We start from the raw sequence: 25,151 nt of genomic DNA on the forward strand, positions 1-25,151 counted from the left end.
GACGGACGGCCGGGCATTGGGCTCGAGCCGGCTCGCGACGAGGGACGGAGCTACCGTGCTGCCTGGAAACGACCGGTCCGTCTTGGAGGCTTTCCGCCGGGGGGAGACGTCCGTCCTCACGCAGGTGTACCGGACCTATTCGAGAGAGGTGCTCCGCTACCTCTCTCGAAAGTTCGCGGTGGGCACGGACGGGGGGACGCGGACCGCCGCGTTGTCCGCGCTGGATTTGGACGCCGCCCATCAAGAGACGTTCGTCCGGGCCTTCCGGCCCAACATGCGGCAGGCCTACGACGGGGTTCGCCCCTACCTGGGCTTCCTCCTCACGGTGGCGCGCTCAACAGCCATCGACTTGATGCGCGCGTCGGGACGCGTGTCCCGCGAGGCCGTCCCCATGGACGACGCGCCCGAGCTGACGCACCTGCCCACCGAGGGCCGGACGCCAGAAGAAGAGGCCCTCAGCACCGAAGTGCGCGACCTGGTCCGCGCCTTCCTCGACACACTCACGGACGAAGGCCGCGCCCTGGCGCAGCTGCGTTTCGTGGAAGGACTTTCGCAGGAATCCGCCGCCCAGCAACTCCAGCTCACCCGAGGCGAAGTCCGGGTGCGCGAGCGGCGGATGCGGACGCAGTTCACCGAGCATTTGAAGGACTCGGGCTGGCTGGACGCATCGGCCGAGCCCGGGCGGATGGAGCTGGGAGTCCTCCTGGCCTCGCTCGCCCTGTGCGCAATAGGGAGCATGCCCTCATGAGGTGGTACGAGAGACATATCGACGCCAGCCTGACCCGGTGGTCGCTGGGAGACCTGTCCTCCCACCAGTCCGCTCGCCTGCTGCGCCACGCACACGCCTGCCAGCGCTGCGGCACCCGCTACGAGCGCTGGGCCCAGGCCCACCGCGCCCTGGAGGGCAATGACATCCACGCCCCCTCCTCCGTGGAGCTCCAAGCATTGTCACTCGGAGGACTGGAGGCCGCCCTCGCCGCGGCCGCGCCGGAACAGGCTCCGTCCCGGTGGCCCTCCCTGGCCCTGCTCGGCGGCGCGCTGGCCGCTGTCTTCCTCGCGGTGGTGCTTGTCCCCACCGCCACGACGACGCCCGGCGAGTTCGTCGCCCGCGGCGAAGGCACCGCGCCGCCCGGCGTCGCCCTGCGAATCTTCTGCGCCACCCCGGGCCAGGCCCTGCGCGAGCTGCACGCCGGAGGTGCCTGCCGCGCCGGTGCCATGCTGGCCTTCGCCGCCGGTGGACATGCGCCTTTCACTCACGTCGCGGTCCAGGTCCGCGGCGCCAAGAAAGCGGAGGTGACGGCCGGTCCCTTCGCCCTGTCCGGAGGCTTGGGCAAGGAAGCCCCCCTCGAGCTGACCGTGCCCATGCCGGAGACGGCGGGCACCGTCGAAGTCGTCGCCGTCTTCGCAGGCAGCCCGGCCGAGTCCCTGGCGACCCTGCGCGGTGAACAGACAGAGGGCACGGTGGTGCTCAAGCAGTCAGTGAGGGTAGAGGAAGCTCCATGAAAAAACTGGGAGTGCTCCTCGGCGCCGCGGCACTGCTGCTGGCCCGTGGTGCCTCGGCCGAAGCCGTGGTTCGCCGCGCCCTGGTCATTGCCCATAACGGGAGCGACGACCCGTCGCTCCCGTCGCTGCGTTTCGCGGACGATGACGGCGTGCTGTGGGCGGAGACGCTTCAACGCCTGGGCGTGGAGACAACGCTGCTGGTGGACCCGGACGAGGCGACCCGCGCCACGGCCCGGCCGGTGCTCGCGGGCGCCCGGCCCCCAACGCCAGACGAGGTGAAGCGCGAGGTCGCCCGTCTGCGCGCGGCCAACCTGGTGGACCACGAATTGGGACGCCAGACAGACGTGCTGCTCGTCTACGTCGGCCACGGCAACACGGACGAAGCCGGACGCGCGTACTTCACCCTCGCGAGTGGACGTCTGGATAAAGCAAGCCTTTACGCGGACGTGGTGGACCCGCTCGGCGCCAGCTACGTCCACCTCATCGTGGACGCGTGCCGCGCGTCAGGTGTCGTGGGCAGCCGGGGCGGTCAGACAGACGCGGCGGTGCTCGCGGAGCTGCGCGGCATGCTGGCCCGCGAGCAGCTCGCCACCCGGCCCACCGTGGGCGCCGTGTTCGCGGAGAGCGAGGACGGCGAGACGCACGAGTGGTCCCGCATCCGCGCCGGCGTCTTCAGCCACGTGGCACGCTCTGGCCTCATGGGCGCCGCGGACATCAACGGCGACGGCAAGGTGGAGTACAGCGAGCTGGGCGCCTTCGTCACCGCGTCGCTCCAGGGCGTGAAGGGCCTTCCCTCGCGCCTGTCCCTCCACGCCTTCGCCCCCACCCGCGAGCCCCGGCGTCCGCTGGTGGGCCCCGCGCCGAAGGGCCCCAGCCTTCCGCTGCCCTCCGGGCTCGAGCACTCGCGCATCTCCGTCGAGGACTCGGACGGACGGAGGCTGGCCGACGTGCGCCGCTCCAAGGAACAGTACGTGCTGCTGCGCCTGCCCGAGCGCGACGTGTATTGGATTCGCACGCCCACGCAGGAGGCCCGCATCACCCTGGCCGAGCTGTCCACCAGCGGCATCATCGACCTGGGCGACCGAGAGCTCCAGGAGCGTGGCCCCGCCGAGGAGGCCCTGCGCAAGGGCTTGTTCGCGGTGCCGCTCGACAAGGACTTCTACGAGCGCTACGTCGCGGCCTCTGGGCTCGCGCCCGTGGGCCTGTCCCAGGCGTTTCCTCCGAGCGCGGGCGGCGCCTTTCCGCGATTCATGGCGCGACAGTCCGACGCCACGGTGGGCTGGGACCTGGGCTGGACGGGACAGCAGGCACCGCTCGGCTTGAGCACGCTGGCCACCGGCCCCACCGTGACGTGGCGGCGCGAGGCCCCCCTGCCTTCGCTCTACTACGGCGCGCGCGCCACCTATGGCCTGACGCCCCTGGCCACCGACGACATCCGCACCCACCGGGGTGCGCTGCTGGGGCTCCTGGGCGCACAGGCACCGGGATACCTGCGCGTGCCGCTGTTCCTGGAGGCGGGAGCGGGCTGGGGCTTTCTGGGAATCACTCGCGGACAGGTGCGCATGGGCGACCCCACCGTGCTCTCCACGTACACCGCCGCGGGGGTGACGGGAGCGCTGGCGGGCGTGCGGCTGCGTCTGGCGGCCACGCTCACCTACGACCGCGTCACCCTGGACCAGCGCAATTACTGGGACCGCGCGTTCGGCTTCGAGCTGGCGCTGCGACGCTGAGGGACCTGCTCATGAAACGCACGTGGATAGCGATGCTCGTGCTCGTCACGGGGTGTGACGGCATCGAGTTGGAGCGGCTCGTCCGGCAGCACCCGCCACTCACCCGGCTGGTGCCCGAGCCCGCGGGCGCCAACTGCGTCCACGGTGGCCATTTCGTCCGCACGGGCCTGGACCTGAACGACAACGGCGTGCTCGACGACGGCGAAGTGACCGTCACCCAGTACGCGTGTGTCACCTCCATCCCCGGCGTGCTGATGCGCGTGCAGGACGAACCCCCAGGTGAGAAATGCACCGAGGGCGGCAGGGTGTACCGCGCGGGCCAGGACTCGAATGGCAATGACGAGTTGGAGGACAGCGAGGTCACTCGCGAGGTCTACGGCTGCGCCAGCTCGGAGGCCGTGGTCACCCGCGTGCGGGCCCGGGAGCCGTTCGTCTTCCCCTGCGGCGAGCATGGCGCCGTAGTCGAGGCCGGGCAGGACCAGGACGGCAACGGCGTGTTGGACGACTCGGAGGTCCGGGCGACATCCAACCTCTGCGTGCTTCCCTCCGAGGTCCGGCTGCGCCAGTCTCCGGCTCCGGCTGGCGCCGCGTGCCCCACGCCCAGCACCCAGGTGGACGTGGGCACCGACGCGGACGCGGACGGCCTGTTCGAGGACGAAGAGGTGATGTCGTCCATGTTCGTGTGCCAGCCCCTGCACACGCTGGATGGCACCTACCGCGTGCGCAACGCGGTGGACCTCGTGGCGCTGGAGGGCATCTCCCGCGTCCGCGGCAGCCTCTACTTCGACTCCGGGTCCGTCACGGAGGCCCGCCTCCCCGACTTGATGATGGTCGAAGGCACACTGGAGCTCATCGACACGTCGCTCGAACACGTGGAGATGCCCTCGCTGCGCCTCGTGGGAGGCCCGCTCCTTGTCGCCAGGAACTCCGCGCTGACCACGCTGACCCTGGGCAACGGCAGCCGCTCCCTGCTCTGGGTCTGGGGAGATTTCAGCCTGGTGTCCAATCCCTTGCTTCGCACGCTCGCGGGGGTGACCGGGGCCCAACCCAGCAGCAACATCCTCTTGAGAGACAACGCTGCCCTGGAAGAGGGTTACTTCACGTACGTCTCCGCACACTCCGGCAACATCACCCTGGAAGGCAACGCGAAGCTCTCCACCCTTCCCTTCCGGAACCTCGAATGGGTGGGCGGCTCCCTGAGCATCATCGGGAACGCTTCGCTGAGCAACCTGAGCGGAACGGTGTTGCAAAAGGTCGTGGGAGACCTGGTCATCGAGGACAACCCAATCCTGACCGCGTTGTCTGGCATGCCCGTGCTGACATCCATTGGCGGTGGCCTCCGCGTACGGGACAACGCCAATCTGCGCTCGGTCCAAGGCATGGACGAACTCACCCAGGTGGGCACGCTCGAATTCGAGCGCAACCCGGCGCTGGAAGCCGCGGGGGATTTCCCCAAGCTGGCGCGCGTCACCTCCGGCATGCGGTTCAATGCCAACGCCGTGTTGAAGGACCTGTGGGGGCTCCAGAACGTGCAGCACAGCGGTTTCCTGTTCATCGGCAACAACCCACAACTCTCCCGGCTGATGGGGTTCGACCGGCTGCTCTCGCTGAAGGTGCTGACCTTGGAGAACAACGCGAGCCTCACCGACCTGTCGGACCTCGCCCTCCTCCAATCGGTGGAGGAACTGTATGTGCTCTCCAATGAGAACCTGCTGCGCCTGGACCTGAATGCCCTGGAGAGCGTCACCAGCATCTTCACCGTCACGGAGAACCCCCGGCTCCCCACCTGCCTGGCCGTGTCGCTCGCCACACGGGTCAACATGGGCGGCGCGCCGGAGATTCGCGGCAACGACAGCTCAACCCCCTGCGATTGAAGGCCTCCCGGCGGCAGCCCCCGTCACGAGGAAGAGAGAAGCACCCATGCGATGGACCTGGATGGCGGTGGTGCTGCTGGCGGCGGGCTGTGACGGCATCGACCTGCGCAAGCTCGTCACGCAGCACGAGGCACGCACGCGGGTGGACACGGAGCCGGCTGGCGGCCACTGTCCGCTCGGCGGCCGGGCCTTTCTCGCGGGACTGGACCTGAACGACAACGGGGTGCTCGACGACACCGAAGTGACGAGCACCGAGTACGTCTGCACCACGCCCACGCCCGGGGTGCTGGTCCACATGCAGGACGTGCCCCCTGGCGAGCAGTGCCCTCACGGGGGCCACGTGTCGCAGGCGGGCCAGGATGTGAACAGCAACGACATCCTGGAGGACGGCGAGATCACCCGTGAGGTGTACGGCTGCGCCGAACCGGCCTCCGGCAGCTTGCTTCACCGCGCCCGGCATCAGCCTCCGGTGGACCATGTCCCCCCGTGGCTCTGCGGCTGGGGCCGCACGTGGGTGGAGGCCGGTCCTGACGCGAACGGGAATGGTCTGCTGGACGACGACGAGGTCCGCGCCATGGAGAGCGTCTGTGTGGACCCGACGCTGCTCATGTTCGTTCAGGTGCCCGAGCGCGCCGGTACGACGTGCCCTCACGGTGGCACCGGCATCCAGATAGGTGTGGATTCGAATGACGATGGCGTGCTCACGGGCCCCGAGGTTCACAAGACCGCCTTCGTTTGCGAGGCCTTGCACACCATCCACGGCCACTACACCGTGCGGACGCCCGCGGACCTCGCGGCGCTCCAGCGCATCTCCCGCATCCAGGGCTCGCTCCTGATTGACGACACGTCCCTCACCGAGCTGCGCCTGCCGGGCCTGTCGGTGGTGGACCACACCGTGCGCCTCTGGAACAACCAACTGCTGACCGAGGTGGAGCTGCCAGGTCTGCGCTTCGTGGGCGACGACGTCGATGTGACGGCCAATCCAGTGCTGAACGTGCTGCAGGTGGGCGGCGCCGATGTTCATCGGCTGTTCGTGGGACGGAGGGTCCTCGTGAGCAACAATGACCAACTCCGCAGCATGAAGGGACTCCTGAGCGTGTCGCCCCGGGTGGACCTGATACTGATGGACAACGCGGCCCTGACGTTCAATCCCTCCGAGGAGACGCCGCTCGTCAGCGTCGACAACCTCATGGGCTCGCTCACCGTCTCCGGAAACGACTCACTGCGAGCGCTTCCCTTCTCGAATCTCGTCCACGTCGGCGGAGGCGTCGACATCATGGGAAACAACGCCCTGGTGTCCCTGGAAGGCCTCAACCCCTGGACCATCGGCGGCGCGCTCGACATCAGCGACAACGCATCCCTACGGAGAATCTCCGGCCTCACGAAGGTGCGTCAACTGACCACGCTGACCGTGAAGGGGAACCCCGCGTTGACGAACCTGACGGACCTGAGCGCCCTGGGTACGCTCCAGTCCTTGCGCGTAGTGGGCAACGCGAGCCTCACCCGGCTGGGCCTGACCGGGCTGCACCAGGTCGACCAGGCCTTTGACGTCACGGACAACCTCGAACTCCCGTCATGCCTCGCGACGTCGCTCGCGGCGGCCGTGTACACGGGCGCCGCCGGGGAGCTCCACATCAGCGGCAACGACGACACCGCCACCTGCGGTGAGTGACGCTCCGAAAGGGTCTTCGAGATGCGATGGATGTGGACGTGGGCGATGGTCCTGGTCGCCGGGTGTGACGGCATCGACCTGCGCCGGCTCGTCGAGCAGCACGAGGCGCGCACCCGGGTGGCCAACGAGCCCTCCGGCCCCAACTGCGAGCGCGGAGGGAAGGCCGTCCTCTCGGGACTGGACCTTGACGATGACGGCGTGCTCGACGACGACGAGGTGACGGGCACCGAGTACATCTGCGTCACGCCCTCGCCGGGCATCTTGGTGCGCACACGACAGCTTCCACCCGGCGAGCCCTGTGCGCTGGGTGGACAGCTCACGCGGGCGGGGATGGACCTGGATGCAGACGGCATCCTTTCGGATGACGAGGTGACTCGCGAGGTCCACGGCTGCATGGAGTCGGCGCCGGTCCTCGCCCGCGTCAGGCCGTTGATGACCCACCCCATGGTCTGCCGGTACGACAACGCGCTCTTGGAGGCCGGCGTGGACCTCAATGAGAACGGCGTGCTCGATGAGCATGAGCTCCGGGCGGCCGCCCGCTTCTGCGCGGACCCCGCCGTGACGCTGCTGCGCCAGCGGCCAGAGCCCGAGGGCCCGAACTGCACCACCGGAGGCGCCTTGGTGGAGGCGGGCGTGGACACCAACCAGAACACGGTGCTCGACGACGCCGAAGTCCTCGCGGGCAGCTACGTGTGCCAGCTGTCGGCGACCCATGACGGGACGTACGCGGTGGAGAACGCGGCCGACCTGGAGGCGTTGAAGTCCTTCTCCATCATTCGCGGTGAGCTCGCCATCGAGCACACGGACGTCACGACGGTGGTGCTGCCCGGCCTCGTGTCGGTGGAAGGTCCGCTGTCCATCCACGACAACCCGGCGCTGACGCGGGTGGAGCTGTCTGGGCTTCGCTACGTGGGGGGAACGTTGAGCATCCGCGGCAGCAACCCGCTCAACGAGGTGCGCGTCGGACCGCAGACGCCGGAGGCGCTTCCAGCCGTTCGCGTCGACAGCCTGACGCTCTACACGCTCCCCGCCTTGTCCTCCCTGAGCGGCGTGGCCGCCGTGGCGCCCTACTTCGACCTCACCGTGTGGAACACCGGCGTGCTGTGGAGCCCCGACACGTTCCCCCACGTCCAGGTGCTGGCGGGCACGCTCACCGTCCACAAGAACGCCGCGCTGGAGAAGCTGCCGGTGTCCCGTCTGAAGGAGGTGGGAGGGAGCGTCACGATTTCGGACAACCCGATGCTTCAGTCCCTGGAGGGGCTGGGACCTTTGACGAGAGTCGGCGGTGTGCTCGACCTCTCCAGCAACAACGCCCTCACGCACCTCACCGGGCTGGAACACCTGACGGTGGTGAAGGACCGCATCATCGTGATGAACAACGCCCGGCTCCTGGACCTCCGCTTCGATGCCCTCTCCGAGACAGGCGCGCTCGCCGTGGCGGGCAACGCGCTGCTGGAGCAGGTGGGCCCGATGCCATCACTGCTCCGGGTGCAGGGGGACGTCATCCTGGCGGAGAACCCACGGCTGCTGCGCGCGACGGACCTGCCGGAGCTCCAGAGCATGGGAGGCGCCCTGTTCGTCACCCGCAACCCACTGCTGACCGACCTGTCTGGCTTCCAGCAGGTGACGTGGATGGACGGGCTGTACGTCACGGGCAACGACGCGCTGGAGGACCTGGGGACCCTGGGCTCGCTCCACACCGTGGGCACCTTGGAGCTGCGGAAGAATCCGGCGATGACGGCGCTGAACCTGGACGCACTCGCGCGCGTGCGCGACGCGTTCATCGTCACGGAAAATCCCCGGCTCCCCTCGTGCCGGGCCACGATGCTCGCGGACGACGTGTACACCGGGCCGCCGGAGGAGCGCCTCATCGGGAACAACGACAGCGTCACGCCTTGCCACCTCTAGGCTGGCTGGAAGCGCGCATCCCGGGACGGTGCTTGCCCGTGCGGGAAGCGCGGTCCTACAGTGCCGGCCTCCACCAAGGCCGCCATGACGATCCCGAGTCCACCGGCGTCGAGGGAATCCGCTTCACCGGCGCTCGCCCCGACTCCGCCCGCCCCTTCCGTTGCGCCTTCTCCTTCACCCGCGAGCCGATGGGCGCCCTGGGGCGCCGCGCTGGGGGGATTGGCGTGGTTCCTCTGGCTCGGCGGTGGCCGGGCGATTCCGCCCACGCGCATCGACTGGATGATACGCGAGGACTGGGCGGCCTCCGGCTTCGGCTGGCTGTTCTACCGCAACGCCCCATGGGGCCTGCCGCTCACGAGCTCGCCCAACCAGCTCCATCCGCATGGCACCTCCGTGGCGCTCACGGACGGCAATCCCCTGCTGGCGGTGCTGTTCAAGCCCTTCAACGCGCTGCTGCCCGCTGACTTCCAGTACCACGGCCTCTGGCTGGCGCTGGGTTTCGCGCTCATGGGCTGGTTCGGCGCGAAGCTGGTGTCCGTCGTTTCGTCCCGCCCCACGCACCAGTTGCTGGGCGGTCTGCTCCTAGCCCTGGCTCCACCCATGGCGGCGCGGCTGGGGCATCTGACGCTGTGCTCGCACTGGCTGCTGGTGGCCATGATGTGGCTGCACCTGCGCGACACACCGGACGCCCACGCGGCGAAGCGGAGCCTCCTGTGGGCCGCCGCGTTGAACGCCGTGGGCGCGGGCACACATCCGTACCTGGTGGCCATGCTCGCGCCGCTGGCCATGGCGCTGACCGTTCGACTCGCCCTGGGCCGCGTCATCAGCTGGGGGCGCGCGCTGCTGGCCTCGGTGGGCATCGTCGTGCTGGACGTGCTCATCTTCGCCCTCTTCGGCTACTTCGTCGGCAGCAACCTGGGCGCGGAGGGCTTCGGCCAGTTCTCCGCCGACCTGACCACGCTGTTCAATCCCACGGACTGGTCGCGGCTGCTGCCCTCGCTGCCCGTGGCGCGGCGGCAGGGCGAAGGCTTCGGCTATGTGGGCGCGGGGGCGCTGCTGCTCGTGGTGCTCTCCGTCGTGGGCGCGGCGCTTCGCTTCCGTTCCCTGCGGGACCTGCCCTGGCGGCGGGGACTGCCCTTCGCGGTGGCGGTGCTGCTGCTGGCCGTCTACGCGCTGTCGTCCCGGGTGACGTGGACGGGCCGGCTGGTGGTGGACCTGGGCGGGCTGTACGAGCCCTTCTCGCGGCTGACGTCCGCGTTCCGCGCGTCCGGGCGCTTCATCTGGCCGCTGTGCTACGCGGTGATGGGCGGCGCCCTCCTCCTGTGGCTGCGGCAGTGGCGCGAGCGGGCGTGGGTGGGGACGGCGGTGCTCGCGCTGGTGGTCGCCGTGCAGGCCTACGACGTGCGCCAGGACAAGAGCGAGCTGCGCCGACGACCGGAAGGCTTCCGTCGGCTCCAGGCCCCGGAGTGGGCGGAGCTGAAGGGCCACTACCAACACCTGGCCCTCTTCCCGCCGCAGGTGCAGTGGGTGTGCCCCTACAACGAGCCGCTGGTCAACGCGACGGGGTACATGGCCTACCGGCTGGGCCTCACCTTCAACAGCGGCTACGTCACCCGGACCCCACCGTCGATTGCGGAGGAGTGCAACGCCACCATGCGCCCTGGCGGCGTGGACGGGGACACGGTGTACGTCGTGGTGCGTCAGCAGGTGGGCGCCTTCCTCCGAGCAGGCGCGCGCTGCGGGATGCTGGAGGGGTTGCCGGTGTGCGTGGCCGGGCAGCGGAACGACGCCTTTGCTCAGGCATTGACGCGGCAACCCTTGCGATAGCGCGGGGCCCCGCCGAATCCGATGGACTCTCTGGCGGGGACAGGCAGCATCCCGGCGTATGGGAAGTGACGACATCGTCGCGGCGTTGCGCCAGGTTCCGCTGTTCGCCCAGCTCACCGGAGAACAGCTCCGCTGGATGGCGGACCATGGCCGTCAACTCCACTTCCCCGCTGGCACTCGTATCGCAGAGCAAGGCGCCGCCGCGGATGGCCTGTCCGTCATCATGGAGGGCCACACGCAGTGGAGCCGCCGCACCGGCACGGAGAGCGTGCCCACGTTCACGCTGGAGGCCGGCGACCTCTTCGGCGAGCTCATCCTCTTCCTGAACGCGCCCTACCCCCACAGCGGCGACGCGGTGACGGACGTGCGCCTGTTCCGGATGGAGCCGGCCACCTTCTGGGAGCTGCTGCGGCTGGCGCCCGGACTCAGCCGGGGGCTGATGGAGCTGGCCTCGCAGCGCTCCCAGCAGCAGGCGCAAGACGTCCGTCCCCAGGTGGAGCTGCTCCCCGTGGGACGCATGGCGGCCGAACTGGGCGCCGAACTGGGCAGCCCCGCCGCGGCGGCCCGGCGGAGCGCGGCGCGGCTGGGCGAGCTGATGGCCACGGTGTCCGCGCGCGCCATGGCCCTGGGCGACCACGGCTTGTCCCTGCCCCAGCGCAGCGTCCTGCTGGCGCTGCCTCGGGAAGCGGCGGAACGCGGGCGGTCCTCTCCGCCGCTGGAGCCCCTGGCCCGCGCCGAGCGCGAGGAAGCGCTGGGCTCCTGGTTGGAGGCGCGCGGCGTGGCGGATGCGTGGGAAGCGGCGCCCGCGTTGGTGGCCTCCGGCCTGGACGTCTCGTGGCTGGAGTCAGTGGCGACGCGCGTGGGCGGGGCGCTGCTGGGCGACGTGCTCGCGTGGCTGGTGGTGGCGGTGAGCTGTGACGTGCTCATGGCGGAGGTGGCGCGAGGAACGGCGCGCGTGTCCGCACTGGTCGAAGGCGTGAAGGCCTATGCCTTCATGGACCCGGTGCCGCGTGAGGACGTGGAGGTCCACGAAGGCCTGGAGCGCGCGCTGGCGGTGCTGGGCCACCGGCTGCGCGGAGAACACCTCACGGTGGAGCGCGAGTATGACCCGCGCCTGCCCCGGCTGAAGGCGGAAGGCGTCGCGCTCGACGAGCTGTGGACACAGCTGGTGCTCAACGCGCTGGAAGCCCTGGGCGAGCGCGGAGGCCGCGTGCGGCTGCGCACCTGGAAGGATGCCGCGCACGTGGTGGTGGAAGTCTCCGACGACGGGCCGGGCATTCCCAAGGACTTGCTGCCCCGCATCTTCGAGCCCTTCTTCAGCACGAAGCCCCATGCGGCGGGCATGGGCCTGGACGTCTGCCGGCGCATCGTCGAGCGCCATGGTGGCGACCTGTGCGTGCGCGCCGAACAGGGCGGCACCCGCATCCAGGTGCGATTGCCGGCGTAGCCACCGCGGTCAGGGCGCCCGCGCCCGGGACTTCATCGCCCCCTGACGAAGCTGTCCGCGAAGCCCTCGGAGATGGAGTCCGCAGCGCTCAGTCCTTCGAGCCGAGCGCCGCCACCGCCGCGGCCATCACCTGCTTCACGGGGACGCCCGCGGCCTCCGCCACCTGGCGGCAGTCCTCGAACTCCGGGTGGGCGTTGAGCACCGCGCCCTGGCGCAGCCCGCGCTTCACGCGGACCTTGCCCCACGGCGTCTCCACCTCCACCCAGTCACGCTCCAGCGCCTGACGCTCCACGCGGTGGTAGCGCACGCCCAGCGTGGTGGACTCGCGCAGCACCACGTCCACGATGGCTTCGCGCGCACCGCCCTCCACCAGCGCGCTCAGCAGGTGCCCCGGCCGGCTCTTCTTCATCACCACCGGCGTCACCCACGCGTCCAGCGCGCCCACCGCGAGCAACCGCTCCAGCAGGTGCCCCAGCAGCTGCGGCGTGGCGTCATCCAGGTTGGCCTCCACCACCCAGAGCCCTTCATTGCCGGCCTGCTCCAGCCGGCCCAGCGACGCGCGCAGCACGTTGGGCCGGTCCTTGAAGTCCTTCGTTCCGACGCCGTAGCCCACCTTCTCCACGATGAAGTCCGGCGGATGGCCGATGTGCGCCAGCACCTTGAGCAGCGCCGCGCCCGTGGGCGTCGTCAGCTCACCCACGCCTTCGAAGCGCACGGGCACGTCACGCAGCAACTCCAGCGTCGCGGGGACGGGAATGGGCATGGCGCCATGGGCCACGCGGATGGTGCCGCTGCCCAACGGCGGCGGCGCCGCATGAACCTCCGGGTTGCCCAGCAGCTCCAGCACCACCGCCGCGCCACAGATGTCGACGATGGAGTCCACCGCGCCCACTTCATGGAAGTGGATGTCGTCGATGGACACGCCGTGGACCTTCGCCTCCGCCTCGCCGATGGCGCGGAACACCGCCAGCGCCCGCTCCTTCGCGCGCGGGGGCAGCGTGTCCGCATCCTCGATGAGGCGCCGGATGTCCGCGTAGGCGCGGTGCGGATGGGCCTCGCGCTCATCCAGCACGACGTCCAGGTGCGTGCCGCTGATGGCGTGGCGCACCGCGCGGCTCACCGCCAGCTTCCATCCCGGGACGCGCAGGCCCGACAGCGCGCGCTCCAGCTCGGCCGGAGCAATGCCCAGGTCCAGGCCCGCCGCCAGGAACATGTCCCCGGCGATGCCACCCACCGGCTCCAGGTAGAGGATGCGTCGCATGGTGCTCACCTGCGTCCCTTCGTGCGGGAGATGAGGGCGGCGTAGAAGCCACCGCCGAAGCCGTTGTCGATGTTCACCGTGGCCACGTTGGAGGCACATGAGTTCACCATGGCCAGCAGCGCGGACACGCCCTTGAAGTTGGCGCCGTAGCCCACCGACGTGGGCACCGCGACCACGGGAATGCCCACCAGTCCGCCCAGCGCGCTGGCCAACGCGCCCTCCATGCCCGCCACCACCACGGCGGCGTGGCACTCCTGGATTTCCTCGCGGCGCCGCAGCAGCCGGTGGATGCCCGCCACGCCCACGTCGTAGACGCGCCGCACCTCCGCGCCCATGGCCTCGGCCGTCGTAGCCGCCTCTTCCGCCACGGGGATGTCGCTGGTGCCCGCCGTCACCACGGCCACGCGGCCCGCGCGCACCTTGCCCTGCTTGAGATGGAAGATGCGAGCCACCGGGTGGTACTGGCCCTTGGGGAAGCGCGCCACCAGCGCCTCCGCCTTGTCCGGCTGGAGCCGCGTCACCAGGACCGTCTGCTTGCGCTCCACCAACGCCCCGACGATGCCCAGCAGCTGCTCCACCGTCTTGGGCTCACCCAGCACCACCTCCGGGAAGCCGAAGCGCAGGTTGCGGTGCGTGTCGAGCGTCGCGTACCCCAGCTCCGCGAAGGGCAGGTCCTTCAACTTGCCCACCGCGTCGTCCACGGAGACGCGGCCGGACTTCACGCTGCCCAGGAGCTGTTTCAGCGCCTTCTCATCCATGGGCGCCCGTGTAGCTCGAAACGGGCTACACGCCCAGCCGCGCCAACAGGTCGCGGATGCTGTCCCGCGCCAGCACCAACAGCAGCTGTCCACCCACCGGCGGCGCCGCGGTCGCGAGGAAGCGGGCCTCCAGCACCACCACGCTGCTGGCGTCGCCCTCCACCTGCCCCACCGCGTCGGACACCACGTCCTGCGCGCGGCCTCGCCGCACCGTGGGCACCGTGGGCACCAACTTCCAGCCCGTCAGCCGGCCCATGGCGGACAGGCAGGCGCTGGCGACGATGTTCGCCGTCTCCGCCACCACGCTGTCCCGTTCGGACTGATGAATCGCGGGCTGTCCCTCCAGGAGCAGCGCTTCCAGCGCGGCGCCGTCCTGCTGGGGCAGCACCAGCAACAGGGCACCCCGCAGCCCGCCCTGGATGCCGAGCCACCCCGACACCACCGGCGCGGCTCCGCCCAGAAGCTCGGCGGCGTCGGAGGGGCCTGTCAGCAGCACGCGGGGGATGGAGAGGTCCACCTTGCGTCCCCCCATCAACCGGGAGAGCGCATTGGCCGCGTGGCCACAACCAATGTTGGCCACCTCGCGCAGGGCGTCGAGTTGCGCGTCGCTGTGCAGGGGCTGGCTCACGCGGACAGTAACCTCGGCACGTCCAGGATGAACACTGGACGCCCACTTCCCAGAATGGTGACGCCGGACAGGCCGGGCAGCAAGTCCAGGGGCCGCGACAGCGGCTTGAGCACCACTTCCTCCTGTCCCAACAGGCGGTCCACCGCCAGGGCCACCCGGCCGGAATCCCCGTCCATCACCACGAAAGGCCGGGTTCCCAGCCTTCGCGGGGCAGGAACACCCACCAGCGCGTCCAACGAGTGGACCGGCAGCAGCGAATTACCATGGGGCAGCAGGGCCGTCTCACGGCTGCGGCTCAGAGACTCCCCGTCCGCCTCCGTCGCACCCACCACCTTGGCGATGGGCAGGCCGAAGACCTCCTCGCCCACCTCCACCAGCAGCAGGTGCACCACCGCGACCGTCAGTGGAAGGCGCAGGGTGAAGCGGGTGCCCCGGCCTCGCTCGCTGTCGATTTCGAGCGTGCCGCCGACGTTCTCCACCACGCGCTTCACCGCGTCCATGCCCACGCCGCGGCCGGAGATGTCGGTGATGTCCTTGGCGGTGGAGACGCCCGGAAGGCACGACAGCATGAAGGCCTCGCGGTCCGTCATGCGCGCCGCGGCCTCCGCCGAGAGCAGGCCCCGCGACACGGCCGCGTTCTTCAGCTTCGCGGGGTCCATGCCGCGGCCGTCGTCCTCCAGCTCGATGATGACGCGGTCCCTGGCGCGCTTCACCGCCACCAGCACCCGGCCCCGTGGGCCCTTCTTCGCGGCGGCGCGCTCCTCGGGCGCCTCCAGGCCGTGGTCGATGCAGTTGCGCAGCAGGTGGAGCAGCGGGTCCGACAGCTCCTCGAGGATGGCCCGGTCGAGTTCGATTTCCGCGCCGGTGATGACCAGGTCGACCTCGCGCTCCTTGCGGCGGGCGATGTCTCGCGCCGCCCGGGGCAGCCGGTCGGTGATGAGGGACAGCGGCGTCATGCGCGCCGTCATCACCTTGTCGTGCAGGTCCTTCACCAACGTGTGCAGCCGGTAGACGCCCTCTTCCAGCGCGGGGCGCGTGTTCTCCGGCAGCACCTTGCCCACCTCGCGCAGGCGGGCCGTGGCGAGCATCAGCTCACCCACGGTGTCGAGGAAGTAGTCGAGGAGCTCCGTGCGCACGCGCACCGTGCGCGACGCCGTGTCCGCGGGCGCGCGGGCGCCGTCGGGGACAGGCACCAGGGTGGGCTGCACCACGGGCGCGGCCACCGCGGGCTTCACCGAGATGACCTCCACCTCGGCCACGTTCTTCAGCGCCGCGTGGATGCCCGCTTCGCCCGCCGGGGTCTCCAGCTCCAGTTGGATGTTGCCGTCTGGAATGCGGCCGGCTTTCAGCTCCTCCAGCGCGGGCCGGAGGTCCACCAGCGTGCCCAGGTTGGTGAGGCGCTTGTGGACGAGGAAGGCGCGCACGCCGGGCACCTGACAGGTGGGCGCGATACGCAGCCGCACCGCCCAGCGCTGGGCCAGCGTGTCCGGGAGCGGCGCGCTGGCCGCGGCCTTCAGGGAGTTGGCCAGGTCGGGCGTTGGGGCCGCGGTTCCGGCGTCGGCGACGGGCGCGTCCGAGGCCCGGCGCGCGGACAGCGGGACCACCACGCCTCCGGTGGCTCCGTTCGGGGCCAATGGGGCGCTGGTGCCGTGCGCTCCATTCGGCGCGCTGGAGGTGGCGGAGGTACCGGGCCCGCCGTTCATCAGATTGGGACTGGCCGGGCCGGAGGTCCCCACCGAGCCGGTCCCCGCACCGTCAACACCGGTGCCGCTGGCTACGTCTGGGCTGGCACTGCCACCCGCGCCTCCGTCGACGCTGCTCCGGGTACCGCTGCCAGCAGCTCCGCCACCGTGCGTCGAGCCAGGGCTGGCCCCGACGCCTGTGGGGCCCGAGCCACTTCCTGCTGCGCCGCTCGTGCCGCCACCGGTGCTTGAGCCGCCAGCGCCTCCTGCACTGCCCGAGCCTCCGCCAGCTCCGCCCGCCGGGCCCGAGCCATCCGAGCCAGGCCCCGAGCCTCCGCCGGGGCCATCCGAGCCCGTGCCATCCGAGCCGCCGCCCTCCGGCTTCAGCGCTGTCACCTTCGCGACGCGCGTGGCGGCCGGGGCGTGGCCCGTCATGGTGGTGACACGCTGGCTGAGCTGCGTCAGGAGCGCCGCGGAATCATCCGGCTGCTTGCCCTCCGCCACCGCGCGCACCTGCGCGAGCATGGTGTCGGCGGCGGTAAGCAACAGGTCCACCAGGTCGCGGTCCAGGCGGCCGCGGTCCTGACGGACGGCGTCCACGAGGTCCTCCACGCGGTGCGCCACGATGGCGATGGGCTCGAAGCCCATGGACGACGCCATGCCCTTGACCGAGTGGGCATGGCGGAACATCGAATCCACCGCGCTGGACGAGCCCTCGCGCTCGAGCTCCACGAGGTCACGCCCGAGCGCCTCCAGGTGGTCGGTCGCCTCGGAGATGAAGAGCCCGAGGTAGCGGGACATGTCCATCGTCATGGACCCGGCCTCGTGTCAGGAAAGGTGGACAGCCCGCGCCAGGGCGCAGCCGCTCACGTCTCGCCCAGGACCTTCTTCACCACGGCCAGCACGTCCTCGGCCCGGAACGGCTTGACGATGAAGTCCGAGGCGCCCGCCTCGATGGCCTCCATCACCAGGCTCTCCTGCCCGAGCGCGGAGCACATGATGACCACCGCGCTGCTGTCTGCCTTGATGATCTCTCGCGTGGCCTCGATGCCGCTCTTGAAGGGCATGACGATGTCCATCGTCGTGAGGTCGGGCTTGAGCTCCTTGTACTTCTCCACGGCCTCCAGGCCGTTGGCCGCCTCACCGACGACCTCGAACCCCCCAGACGCAAAGATGTCCTTGATCATGTTGCGCATGAAGATGGCATCGTCGACGACCAGGACCCGCTTAGCCATGTGAAGAACTCCGCCTCCGAATCACCTAGAGGAGCGCGGACACTAGCATCCGCGCTTTCCAGGGGGCTACTCACTTGGAATGGGTGAACAAGGCAACCACCGCGGCGTCCAACCCTTCTGGGTCCAGGACCGTCACTCCCAGGCCACCCAGCCTGGCGACGCCCCGGATGGCAGGCGTCATCTTTCCTGGCGCCGTGCTCACCCGCTCCACCGCTTCGATGCCGTCTACGTCTGTTACCAACAGTCCCAGGTCTCTCCGCCCACGGTCCAGTAGAACCACCCGTCCGGGCGGGGTAGGACCCTCGGGAAGACTCAGAAGCTGCCGCAGCTCTACCACTGTCACGACCCTGCCGCGCAGATTCATTACGCCTGTAATGGCCAATGGCGCACGCGGCACGCGGGTGAAGCGCTCGGGAGGCACGACGACCTCCCGGACCGCCGAGAGCGGCAGTCCGTAACGCTCCTTCTCCACCCGGAAGATGACGTGCCGCACAGGAGTAACGTTCTATCCGCTCTGGAATGACCGGCCCGACTCGCTACCGCTTCGACCGGGACGAACCCGCCGCGCCCCGCTTCGCCGTGGACGTCTGCTTCGCGCCGGCCCGCACGGCGGAACCTTCGCGCGCCGAGGCCCGCTTCGCCACGGATTTCTTCCCACCCGCCGCCGCCTTGCCCGGTGCGGGCTTCTTTCCGGCAACCGCCGGCTTCACCGCCACGGCCCGCTTCGCCGCCGCGGGCTTCTTGGCACGCGCCGAGGACTTCGCCTTCGGAGCCTGCGCCGCGCCCGGAGCCATCAGCGCCTTGAGCACCTTCTGCGGCGCCACGGCGCGGAAGCTCTCGTGAATCCACTGGGCCAGCAGCCCGATGGGGACCTCGCTGCCCGGCTTGAAGCGGGAGGACACCCAGCCGCTCTTGCCCAGGCCGTAGCCGGTGGGCGCGGTGAAGGGCAGCGTGAGCGCGGCCTCGTTGGACTCCGGGAGCTTGGTGGTGACACCCAGCCCGTCGTTGTCCAGCACGAGGATGGCGAACATCTTCCCCTTCACCTTGGCCGTGCGGTGGCCCCAGGGGAACTCCTCGGTGACCTCGGGGAGCGCGAGCATCACCTCGCGCAGATGGTCCTCCGCGGCCTTCAGCTTCGCGTCGACGTTGTCCGAGGGCGTCTGGCTCATGAGCCCAGGCGGAAGCTGCGCACGACGCTCTGCAGCTCGACGGAGAGGTTGGTCAGCTCACTGGCCAGCGACGTCATGCGGGACACGGCGGCGGTCTGCTCCTGGATGACGGCCTGGATGGCCTCGGTGGAAGACGCGTTGTTGCGCGCCACCAGCTTGATCTCCTCGATGGCCTTCACCATCTCCTCGCTGCCCTTGAGCTGCTCGCGGGCGCTATCGGAGATGAGGTGCACCTTCTCGGAGCCCTTGCGGATGGTGTCGGTGATGGCGCCCATGGAGCGCACGATGTTGGTCAGGTCCTCGCGGCCCTCGGCCAGCTCCGCGATGCCTTCCTTCATGGCGCTCACGACGGAGGTGGACTGCCCGGAGATGTCGCGCGCCAGCTTGGAGATCTGCTCGGCGGAGCGGCCCGCGCTCTCGGCCAGCTTGCGCACTTCATCGGCCACCACCGCGAAGCCGCGGCCGTACTCACCCGCGCGCGCCGCCTCGATGGTCGCGTTGAGCGCCAGCAGGTTCGTCTGCTGCGCCACCTGCGTAATCGCGTCGACGATCTTCGAGATTTCCTGCGTCTTCTCGCCGAAGGCGAACACCTGCTGGCTGGCGGACTCGATGCGGTTGAAGACCTTCTTCACCTTGTCGCCGGCCAGCCGCGCCGCCTTGGAGCCGTCCTCGGCCGCGCTGCTCGTCTCCGCCGTCGTCCGCGCCGCGTCCTCGGCGCTGGCCGTGGTGCGCTGGATGCTACCGGCCATCTCGGTGATGACCTTGGACGCCTTGGACACCAGCTGCGACTGGGACTCAGCGCCGCCAGCAATCTTCTCCATCGACGAGCCCACCTCCTCGGTGGAGCCGTTGACGTTCTCCGCCGAGCGCTGGAGGTCGATGGCCGTGTCGGCCACGCTCTTGGCCGTCTCTTGAATCTTGCCCACCAGCTCGCGCAGGTTCTCCTGCATGCGGGTGATGGCGCCCGTCAGCTCGTCAATCTCGTCGCGCTTGCTGCCGCCCTCGGCGGCCACCGGCTTGGACAGGTCGCCCTGCGAGATTTCGTACGCGGAGCGGCTGAGCACCTTCACGCGGGTGACGCGCGCGAGCCACGAAGGCAGCAGCGCGGCGGCGGCCCCGGTGATGATGATGGCGACGCCAATGCGCACGGCGTCCTTCCCCCCGGCGCTGAGTGAAGGGAAGACGAAGCTGATGAGGCCGTCCGACGCGTACATCCATCCCGTCAGCGCCAGCCCCATCAAGACGTAGCCGTTGAGAATCTTCCGGTGAAGGGAGACCTCGCGGGTCGCGCGAGGTCCGTCCACGGCGCGCAGCAGTCGCTGCAGGGGCTCGCGGCGGGGAGTGTGTCCGGGGACTGTGTCGTCGCGGAGGGGACGGCGCACGGGTTGCTTTCGGGGGATGAGAAGCGTCTCGGGTTTAGCCTTGCTGCTCCGCAGGGTCAATCCATCGCCCGAGGTCGGAAGTGATCGAACCCCTCTGGCGGTGGGAGAACGCGGCCTGTCCTGTCCCGGCCCACCCACCCGCGCCCCTCTGTGAAGTGGCCGATGCGGGTGATGGCGTGCCCTCCTGTAGCGCACGCGCGCTCGAATGCCCGGCTGCGTCCCGGGGGAACGGCCAGCAGCAACTCATAGTCCTCGCCCCCCGCCAGCGCGCCTTCGGGCCCCAGGGCCTTGCGCACCGCCGCCGACAGCGGCAGCCGCTCCACCTCCAGCTCCGCGCGCACGCCCGAGGCGGTGCAGAGATGACCCAGGTCCTGTGCAAGTCCGTCGGAAACATCCAGCGCGGCGGATGCATGGCGCGCGGCGAGCAGGCCCAGCGCCACGCGAGGCTCGGGGCGGCGCTGACGGCGCACGGCGGCGCCCCGGCGCAGCCCCGCACGAAGGTGCTCCAGGCCCAGGCGCGCATCGCCCAGCGTGCCGGAGACATAGAGGAGGTCCCCGGGCCGGGCCCCCGCGCGGGTGAGGGGCGCGCGTGACAGCTCGCCCGCGGCGGTGATGGTGACGGACAGCTCACGCGCGGAGGTGAAGTTGCCACCCACCAGCGCAATCCGGTGCGCGGCGGCCAGCGCGGCCATGCCTCGCGCCAGCCCCGTGAGCTCCCGCAAGGGATAGTCCTTCGGCAGCGCGAGCGCGCAGACGAACCAGCGCGGCGTGGCCCCCATGGACGCCAGGTCCGACAGGTTCACCGCCAGCGCCTTGTGGCCGATGTCCGCGGGGGAGAACGCGGCGCGCGTGAAGTGCACGTCCTCCACCACCGCGTCCGTGGTGACGCACTGCGCGCCACGTGAGGGGGGCAGCACCGCGCAGTCGTCCCCGGGCCCCACGGGCACACGCGCGGCCGGGAAGTGCGCGAGGAACCGGCGGATGAAATCGAACTCACCAGACATGGACGCACACGTAAGACCAGACGGCGTGTCAGGGCAATGACACTTTTTGGCACTTTGGGCAGACGCATCATTCCCCACCAATCAAAGACAACATAAAAATCGGGTCTTCCATCTCCTGGGGGGATTTCATGTCGAAGATTGGCGAGCGGCTGCCTTTCGTTTCTACGTCCAAAACCCAGACGAGCCCCACGGGCAAGAAGGACGTCAGCACCCAGCAGTGGGTGGACCTGCTCGGCTCCGTGCTTCCCACGCAGAGCGTGACGAAGGCGGCCCCCGCGAGCACCTTCGCCGCCCAGGCCCCGGGGACTTCGGGTACCCCGCAGCCTCCTTTCGGCAAGGAGATTCTCCCCTCCGCCCTGGGCCCGCTCAGGGATGAGCGCCTGGCGGCCTGCGTTGACATGGCTTTCCGAGAGGTCTTCAAAGGCGACCGCTGGCCGAGCGGTCCCGAGCGCTCCAAGTGGTTGGACTTCGCGCGGGAGCTCCGCAACAAGAACCCCGAAATCACCGCCGAGGAGGTCCGCTACGCCATCCAAGACAAGCTGCGCTTGGAGCGGGACGGGCTGGACGCCCATTCGCCGGCGAACACCGACAGGTTCATCTCCGAGGCCCTCGCGTGGGTCAGCCAGTGCTACGACGACAAGGCGCCCCCTCCCACGGAGGCGGACATGCAACACTGGCGCGCCTTCGCCGCCGACCTGATGAGCAAGAATCCGAAGACGACGCCGGAGGAGCTCAAGTACGCCATCATCGACGCCGTCCGGGCGAAGGTCCTGGGGACAGACGCGGTGACGCCGGAGAACATCGACAAGTTCATCCAGGACGCCGTCAAGTGGGTCACCCAGTGCTACGAGGACAAGGAGCGCGAGGCCACGCCCGCGGAGCTGAAGGAGTGGCGCGCCTTCGCCCAGGAGCAGTTGAAGAAGGACCCGGAAATCTCGCCCGAGCACCTCAAGTACGCCATCACCGACGCCATGCGCGCGAAGATGACGGGGACCGGTGAGGCGACGCCGCTGAACATCGACAAGTTCATCGAGGACGGCGTCAAGTGGGTCACCCAGTGCTACGAGGGCCAGGAGCGCAAACCCACCGCCGAGGAGCTGGCGCACTGGCGCGACTTCGCCCGGAAGCACCAGAAGGAGAACCCGGACATCACGCCCGAGGCGCTCAAGTTCGCCATCCAGGACGCCATCCGCGTGAAGGCGACGGGCATGGACAGCACGGGCAGCACCCACATCGACAAGTTCATCCAGGACGCCGTCAAGTGGGTGGCCTTCTGCTACGAGGGGCAGGAGCGCGACGCCACGCCTGAGGAGATGCGGCGCTGGCGCGCCTTCGCCAACGAGAAGAAGAAGGAGAACAAGGACATCTCCCCGGAGGAGCTCAAGTACGCTATCCAGGACGCGATGCGCAGCGAGAAGATGGGGACGGACGCTCCCGCCAGCAATCGCATCGAAGACCACATCCGGGCGGCCTACGGCTGGCTCATGCACATCAACGGTGCCGGGCCCTCTCAGCCGTCGAGCGAGCCGACTCCCAACGAGCTGCACGAATGGAAGAAGTTCGCCGAGAAGAAGTTGAAGGAGACGCCTGAGATGACGAGCGAGGAGCTCCGGTACTACATCCTGGACAGCCTCCGCACCGCCATTGCCAACAGTTGACGGCGACGCCCCCGCGCTCGCCGTCAGAGCGAGCGCAGGAAGGCCACCAGCGCCTCGCGCTCCGCCTTGTTCAAGGACTTGAAGCGCTCACGGGCACGGGCGCCTTCGCCGCCGTGCCAGAGGATGGCCTCCTCGAAGCTGCGCGCGCGGCCGTCATGGAGCATCCGCACCTGACGGTTCACCGTCTCCAGCAGGCCCAGGCCCCACAACGGCGGCGTCCTCCACTCGGTGCCGCTCGCCTCACCATCAGGGCGGCCGTCCGCCAGCTCCGGTCCCATGTCATGCAGCAGCAGGTCCGTGTACGGACGGATGCGTTGGTGAGACAGCTCCGGGACGTCCTCGACGGTGCCCGTGGTGAACTCCCGCTGGTGGCACGCCGCGCATCCCACCTGCTGGAAGAGGCCCTGTCCCTTCATCACGGCGGGCTCCAACACGTCGCGCCGCGCGGGCACGCCGATGAGCCGCAGGTACAGCGCCGTCCGCTCCAGGATGTGGCGCGACAACGCGGGCCCCTTGGCGGCCACCCGCGACAGGCAGCCTTCCTGCTTCGCCGTGCAGTTGCTCTCCGGGTAGAGCGGTGACGTCAGCCCCAGGTCCTCGGAGAAGGCGCTGGCGACCTGTTGCTCCAGCGTGGGCTGGTTGGCCTTCCATCCGAAGCGGCCCAGCTCCGCCCTGCCGGAGTGGACACTGACCACCCGGTTCGGACGGCCGGAGATGCCATCCCCATCACGGTCTTCCGTATCCGCAAGGGCGAGGATGGCTTCATCCGGAATGGCCGCCAGCAGCCCCAACCCGAAGAGCTGGGAGGGGATGCGCGGCGAGAGCATCACCTCGGGAGCCAGCTTCCCATAGCCCAGTTGGGTGATGCGGTAGCGCGGCTGGCGCAGCGTGTACGGCGTCCCGTCCGCGTACTTCCCCTTCACGTCCGTATAGGTGACCTGAACCGTGCCCTCGGCGGGGACGCCCGCGGTGCCACGGTCATTGAGCTGCACGCCGTAGACGGGCTCGTGGTGCCCCGCGGGCGCATCCTTCGCGGGCACGCTCAGCCGGACGAGCAGCGGCGCCTCCGGGCCCACGTCGGGCAGCGGGCGGCCCCGCCCGTCCTTGAAGTGACACGCACCACACCCGGCGGCGTTCGTCAGCGGGCCCGCCAGCCCTTCTTCATGGGCGGCCCAGTCCCGCATGAACAGCAGCTTGCCTTCGCGCATCTGGAACCAGCGCGTGGGCGCCAGGTTCCCCAGCGCTCGGCCAAAGGCATTGTGCGAGGCGTCGAACACCGTGGTGCCGCCCCCCGCCAGGACCGCGTCGTCCGGGCGCCCGGGCACCTCCAAGGCGGCCACGCCTGGCGCCGTTGCGTCCTCCTGTCTGGGAGCTCCCGCCGTGAGCAGCAGGGCCGTCAACCACCACGATGCCTTCATGGGACGCTCTTCGGAGAGGGGGCTTGGAACTGGAATGACAACAGCCCGGAGCGGGCTTCCCCCTACGCCCGCTCCAGGCCGGAACGACACGGCGACTACTTGCCGGCGGGGATGATGGACTCGCCGGTGATGACCGTCGAACGCGCGGTGGTCTGCACGTCGATGCGGTTGAAGTTGAGGTACGGGTAGTTGGACGGGCCCGTGATCTCCTCCTGCATCACGATCTGGTCGGCCCGAACCGTCTGGCCATTCGGCAGCCGGACCCCCGGCTCCGCGACGGTGTGCTGCCACAAGCAGGCGCTGTGGAGCTGAGCGTTAGCGAAGCCCACGGTCATGCGGCACACCGTGTTGCAGTAGTTGCAGTTGGAGTACCCGTTCGCGTAGCAGGACGCCTCACACTGGGCATACGTCTGGTTGCGCGGGCGGCAGTTCGGCGTCCAGCCCGGGTTGGGGACCATGATGCCCACGGCGCCCGTGTCACCGCTGCGGATGCCACCCACGGCGGCCTGGAGCCGGCCGTTGTAGTACGCGAGCACGGAGTAGGTGGTCGCCTCACCAGAGCCGGTGAACGTCGCGGAGTACGAGGTGGACTCCCGCGACGCGTTGACGGAGGAGGTGCTGACCGGCACCTCCTCGGCGTAGGCGGTGAAGAAGTTGCGCTGCGCGCCGTCCGACACGGTCTCCGCCGTCCAGGCCGCCGCGGGCGGCATGTAGATGGCGACGCCGTTCTTGACGGACGGCTCCTTCTCCTGGCTGTCGATGCGAACGCCCTTCTCCGAGCCGCTCACCTTGGCCGCGCCAAGGCCACAGTGCTGGAGCCCCTGGAACTCCACGCAGTCGTCGGCGGCGTGAGCCTGGCTGAGCGGAAGTGCGAGCGAGAAGACGGCGGCCCAGAGGGCAGTTCCAACGCGACGAGACGAACGCATGAAAAACTCCTGATGACCCAGGGGGTATCCCTGAAATCAGGAAATGCCGATTCAAGCTTCATGCCATGT

The 25,151-nt window shown here is 69.6% G+C and carries 20 protein-coding genes; 9 read left to right on the forward strand and 11 right to left on the reverse strand.

What is annotated here, in order from left to right:
• The first annotated feature begins 55 nt into the window (after positions 1 to 55).
• The 8 genes from OZ403_RS35285 to OZ403_RS35320 all read left to right on the forward strand — a co-directional run bounded on the left by OZ403_RS35285 (position 56) and on the right by OZ403_RS35320 (position 11,961).
• Complete coding sequence (locus tag OZ403_RS35285; protein ID WP_268782819.1) at positions 56 to 748, forward strand: RNA polymerase sigma factor; 693 nt, start codon at positions 56 to 58, stop codon at positions 746 to 748.
• Positions 745 to 1,503, forward strand: a complete 759-nt coding sequence (locus OZ403_RS35290; protein ID WP_174258975.1) for a hypothetical protein — start codon at positions 745 to 747, stop codon at positions 1,501 to 1,503. Before OZ403_RS35285 ends, OZ403_RS35290 begins: the two co-directional genes overlap by 4 nt.
• On the forward strand, positions 1,500 to 3,233 hold the full coding sequence (locus OZ403_RS35295) for a caspase family protein (protein ID WP_140795591.1): 1,734 nt from the start codon (positions 1,500 to 1,502) through the stop codon (positions 3,231 to 3,233). The genes OZ403_RS35290 and OZ403_RS35295 overlap by 4 nt, the downstream gene beginning before the upstream one ends.
• Before the next feature lie 11 nt (positions 3,234 to 3,244).
• Complete coding sequence (locus tag OZ403_RS35300) at positions 3,245 to 5,107, forward strand: DUF7151 family protein (RefSeq protein ID WP_268782820.1); 1,863 nt, start codon at positions 3,245 to 3,247, stop codon at positions 5,105 to 5,107.
• Positions 5,108 to 5,153: 46 nt separating this feature from the next.
• Positions 5,154 to 6,779 (forward strand): DUF7151 family protein, encoded by a 1,626-nt coding sequence (locus tag OZ403_RS35305; RefSeq protein ID WP_268782821.1) that lies wholly within the window; start codon positions 5,154 to 5,156, stop codon positions 6,777 to 6,779.
• A gap of 45 nt (positions 6,780 to 6,824) precedes the next feature.
• Positions 6,825 to 8,687: a DUF7151 family protein gene (locus tag OZ403_RS35310; protein WP_237080778.1), complete on the forward strand. Its 1,863-nt coding sequence runs from the start codon at positions 6,825 to 6,827 to the stop codon at positions 8,685 to 8,687.
• Positions 8,688 to 8,906: 219 nt separating this feature from the next.
• A complete protein-coding gene (locus tag OZ403_RS35315; RefSeq protein WP_237080779.1) occupies positions 8,907 to 10,514 on the forward strand; it encodes a DUF6311 domain-containing protein in 1,608 nt (535 codons plus the stop codon).
• Positions 10,515 to 10,572: 58 nt separating this feature from the next.
• Complete coding sequence (locus tag OZ403_RS35320; RefSeq protein WP_268782822.1) at positions 10,573 to 11,961, forward strand: ATP-binding protein; 1,389 nt, start codon at positions 10,573 to 10,575, stop codon at positions 11,959 to 11,961.
• A gap of 88 nt (positions 11,962 to 12,049) precedes the next feature.
• On the opposite strand, the gene larC is transcribed toward OZ403_RS35320, so the two are convergent.
• From larC to thiL, 9 genes are all read right to left on the reverse strand, one after another.
• Entirely contained in the window at positions 12,050 to 13,222 is a 1,173-nt protein-coding gene (gene larC, locus OZ403_RS35325; protein ID WP_268782823.1) for a nickel pincer cofactor biosynthesis protein LarC, read from the reverse strand.
• A gap of 5 nt (positions 13,223 to 13,227) precedes the next feature.
• Complete coding sequence (gene larB, locus OZ403_RS35330; protein ID WP_176415654.1) at positions 13,228 to 13,980, reverse strand: nickel pincer cofactor biosynthesis protein LarB; 753 nt, start codon at positions 13,978 to 13,980, stop codon at positions 13,228 to 13,230.
• 25 nt (positions 13,981 to 14,005) lie between these two features.
• Complete coding sequence (locus OZ403_RS35335; protein WP_140857461.1) at positions 14,006 to 14,608, reverse strand: chemotaxis protein CheC; 603 nt, start codon at positions 14,606 to 14,608, stop codon at positions 14,006 to 14,008.
• Positions 14,605 to 17,103 (reverse strand): chemotaxis protein CheW, encoded by a 2,499-nt coding sequence (locus OZ403_RS35340; protein ID WP_268782824.1) that lies wholly within the window; start codon positions 17,101 to 17,103, stop codon positions 14,605 to 14,607. The genes OZ403_RS35335 and OZ403_RS35340 overlap by 4 nt, the downstream gene beginning before the upstream one ends.
• A 53-nt stretch (positions 17,104 to 17,156) precedes the next feature.
• The gene (locus OZ403_RS35345; RefSeq protein ID WP_011556618.1) at positions 17,157 to 17,525 is read right to left on the reverse strand and encodes a response regulator; all 369 of its coding nucleotides are present in this window, start codon (positions 17,523 to 17,525) and stop codon (positions 17,157 to 17,159) included.
• A 70-nt stretch (positions 17,526 to 17,595) separates the two neighbouring features.
• Positions 17,596 to 18,018 carry a chemotaxis protein CheW gene (locus OZ403_RS35350; RefSeq protein ID WP_011556619.1) on the reverse strand — a complete coding sequence of 141 codons (423 nt, stop codon included), beginning with the start codon at positions 18,016 to 18,018 and terminating at the stop codon, positions 17,596 to 17,598.
• A 43-nt stretch (positions 18,019 to 18,061) separates the two neighbouring features.
• Entirely contained in the window at positions 18,062 to 18,694 is a 633-nt protein-coding gene (locus OZ403_RS35355; RefSeq protein ID WP_140795600.1) for an MmcQ/YjbR family DNA-binding protein, read from the reverse strand.
• Positions 18,691 to 20,076 (reverse strand): methyl-accepting chemotaxis protein, encoded by a 1,386-nt coding sequence (locus OZ403_RS35360; RefSeq protein WP_140795601.1) that lies wholly within the window; start codon positions 20,074 to 20,076, stop codon positions 18,691 to 18,693. The genes OZ403_RS35355 and OZ403_RS35360 overlap by 4 nt, the downstream gene beginning before the upstream one ends.
• 56 nt (positions 20,077 to 20,132) lie before the next feature.
• The gene (thiL, locus tag OZ403_RS35365; RefSeq protein ID WP_140795602.1) at positions 20,133 to 21,080 is read right to left on the reverse strand and encodes a thiamine-phosphate kinase; all 948 of its coding nucleotides are present in this window, start codon (positions 21,078 to 21,080) and stop codon (positions 20,133 to 20,135) included.
• A 128-nt stretch (positions 21,081 to 21,208) separates the two neighbouring features.
• Here thiL and OZ403_RS35370 point away from each other — a divergent pair, with 128 nt between their 5' ends.
• A complete protein-coding gene (locus OZ403_RS35370) occupies positions 21,209 to 22,738 on the forward strand; it encodes a hypothetical protein (RefSeq protein WP_268782825.1) in 1,530 nt (509 codons plus the stop codon).
• A gap of 23 nt (positions 22,739 to 22,761) precedes the next feature.
• Here OZ403_RS35370 and OZ403_RS35375 read toward each other — a convergent pair whose 3' ends face one another.
• Positions 22,762 to 24,156 (reverse strand): di-heme oxidoreductase family protein, encoded by a 1,395-nt coding sequence (locus OZ403_RS35375; RefSeq protein ID WP_268782826.1) that lies wholly within the window; start codon positions 24,154 to 24,156, stop codon positions 22,762 to 22,764.
• A gap of 95 nt (positions 24,157 to 24,251) precedes the next feature.
• Positions 24,252 to 25,082 carry a hypothetical protein gene (locus tag OZ403_RS35380; protein ID WP_140795605.1) on the reverse strand — a complete coding sequence of 277 codons (831 nt, stop codon included), beginning with the start codon at positions 25,080 to 25,082 and terminating at the stop codon, positions 24,252 to 24,254.
• Positions 25,083 to 25,151 lie beyond the last annotated feature (69 nt).

This window comes from Myxococcus sp. NMCA1 (assembly GCF_026810205.1).
Classification (GTDB): domain Bacteria; phylum Myxococcota; class Myxococcia; order Myxococcales; family Myxococcaceae; genus Myxococcus; species Myxococcus xanthus_A.

Excerpts from the sequence above, each read along its gene's own strand:
- OZ403_RS35305 (WP_268782821.1), top strand. The coding sequence starts at position 5,154 with ATGCGATGGACCTGGATGGCGGTGGTGCTGCTGGCGGCGGGCTGTGAC.
- OZ403_RS35320 (WP_268782822.1), top strand. The coding sequence starts at position 10,573 with ATGGGAAGTGACGACATCGTCGCGGCGTTGCGCCAGGTTCCGCTGTTC.
- larB (WP_176415654.1), bottom strand. The coding sequence starts at position 13,980 with ATGGATGAGAAGGCGCTGAAACAGCTCCTGGGCAGCGTGAAGTCCGGC.
- larC (WP_268782823.1), bottom strand. The coding sequence starts at position 13,222 with ATGCGACGCATCCTCTACCTGGAGCCGGTGGGTGGCATCGCCGGGGAC.
- OZ403_RS35375 (WP_268782826.1), bottom strand. The coding sequence starts at position 24,156 with ATGAAGGCATCGTGGTGGTTGACGGCCCTGCTGCTCACGGCGGGAGCT.
- OZ403_RS35340 (WP_268782824.1), bottom strand. The coding sequence starts at position 17,103 with ATGACGATGGACATGTCCCGCTACCTCGGGCTCTTCATCTCCGAGGCG.
- OZ403_RS35370 (WP_268782825.1), top strand. The coding sequence starts at position 21,209 with ATGTCGAAGATTGGCGAGCGGCTGCCTTTCGTTTCTACGTCCAAAACC.
- OZ403_RS35295 (WP_140795591.1), top strand. The coding sequence starts at position 1,500 with ATGAAAAAACTGGGAGTGCTCCTCGGCGCCGCGGCACTGCTGCTGGCC.
- OZ403_RS35290 (WP_174258975.1), top strand. The coding sequence starts at position 745 with ATGAGGTGGTACGAGAGACATATCGACGCCAGCCTGACCCGGTGGTCG.
- OZ403_RS35300 (WP_268782820.1), top strand. The coding sequence starts at position 3,245 with ATGAAACGCACGTGGATAGCGATGCTCGTGCTCGTCACGGGGTGTGAC.
- thiL (WP_140795602.1), bottom strand. The coding sequence starts at position 21,080 with ATGTCTGGTGAGTTCGATTTCATCCGCCGGTTCCTCGCGCACTTCCCG.
- OZ403_RS35310 (WP_237080778.1), top strand. The coding sequence starts at position 6,825 with ATGGTCCTGGTCGCCGGGTGTGACGGCATCGACCTGCGCCGGCTCGTC.
- OZ403_RS35380 (WP_140795605.1), bottom strand. The coding sequence starts at position 25,082 with ATGCGTTCGTCTCGTCGCGTTGGAACTGCCCTCTGGGCCGCCGTCTTC.
- OZ403_RS35345 (WP_011556618.1), bottom strand. The coding sequence starts at position 17,525 with ATGGCTAAGCGGGTCCTGGTCGTCGACGATGCCATCTTCATGCGCAAC.
- OZ403_RS35355 (WP_140795600.1), bottom strand. The coding sequence starts at position 18,694 with ATGAGCCAGACGCCCTCGGACAACGTCGACGCGAAGCTGAAGGCCGCG.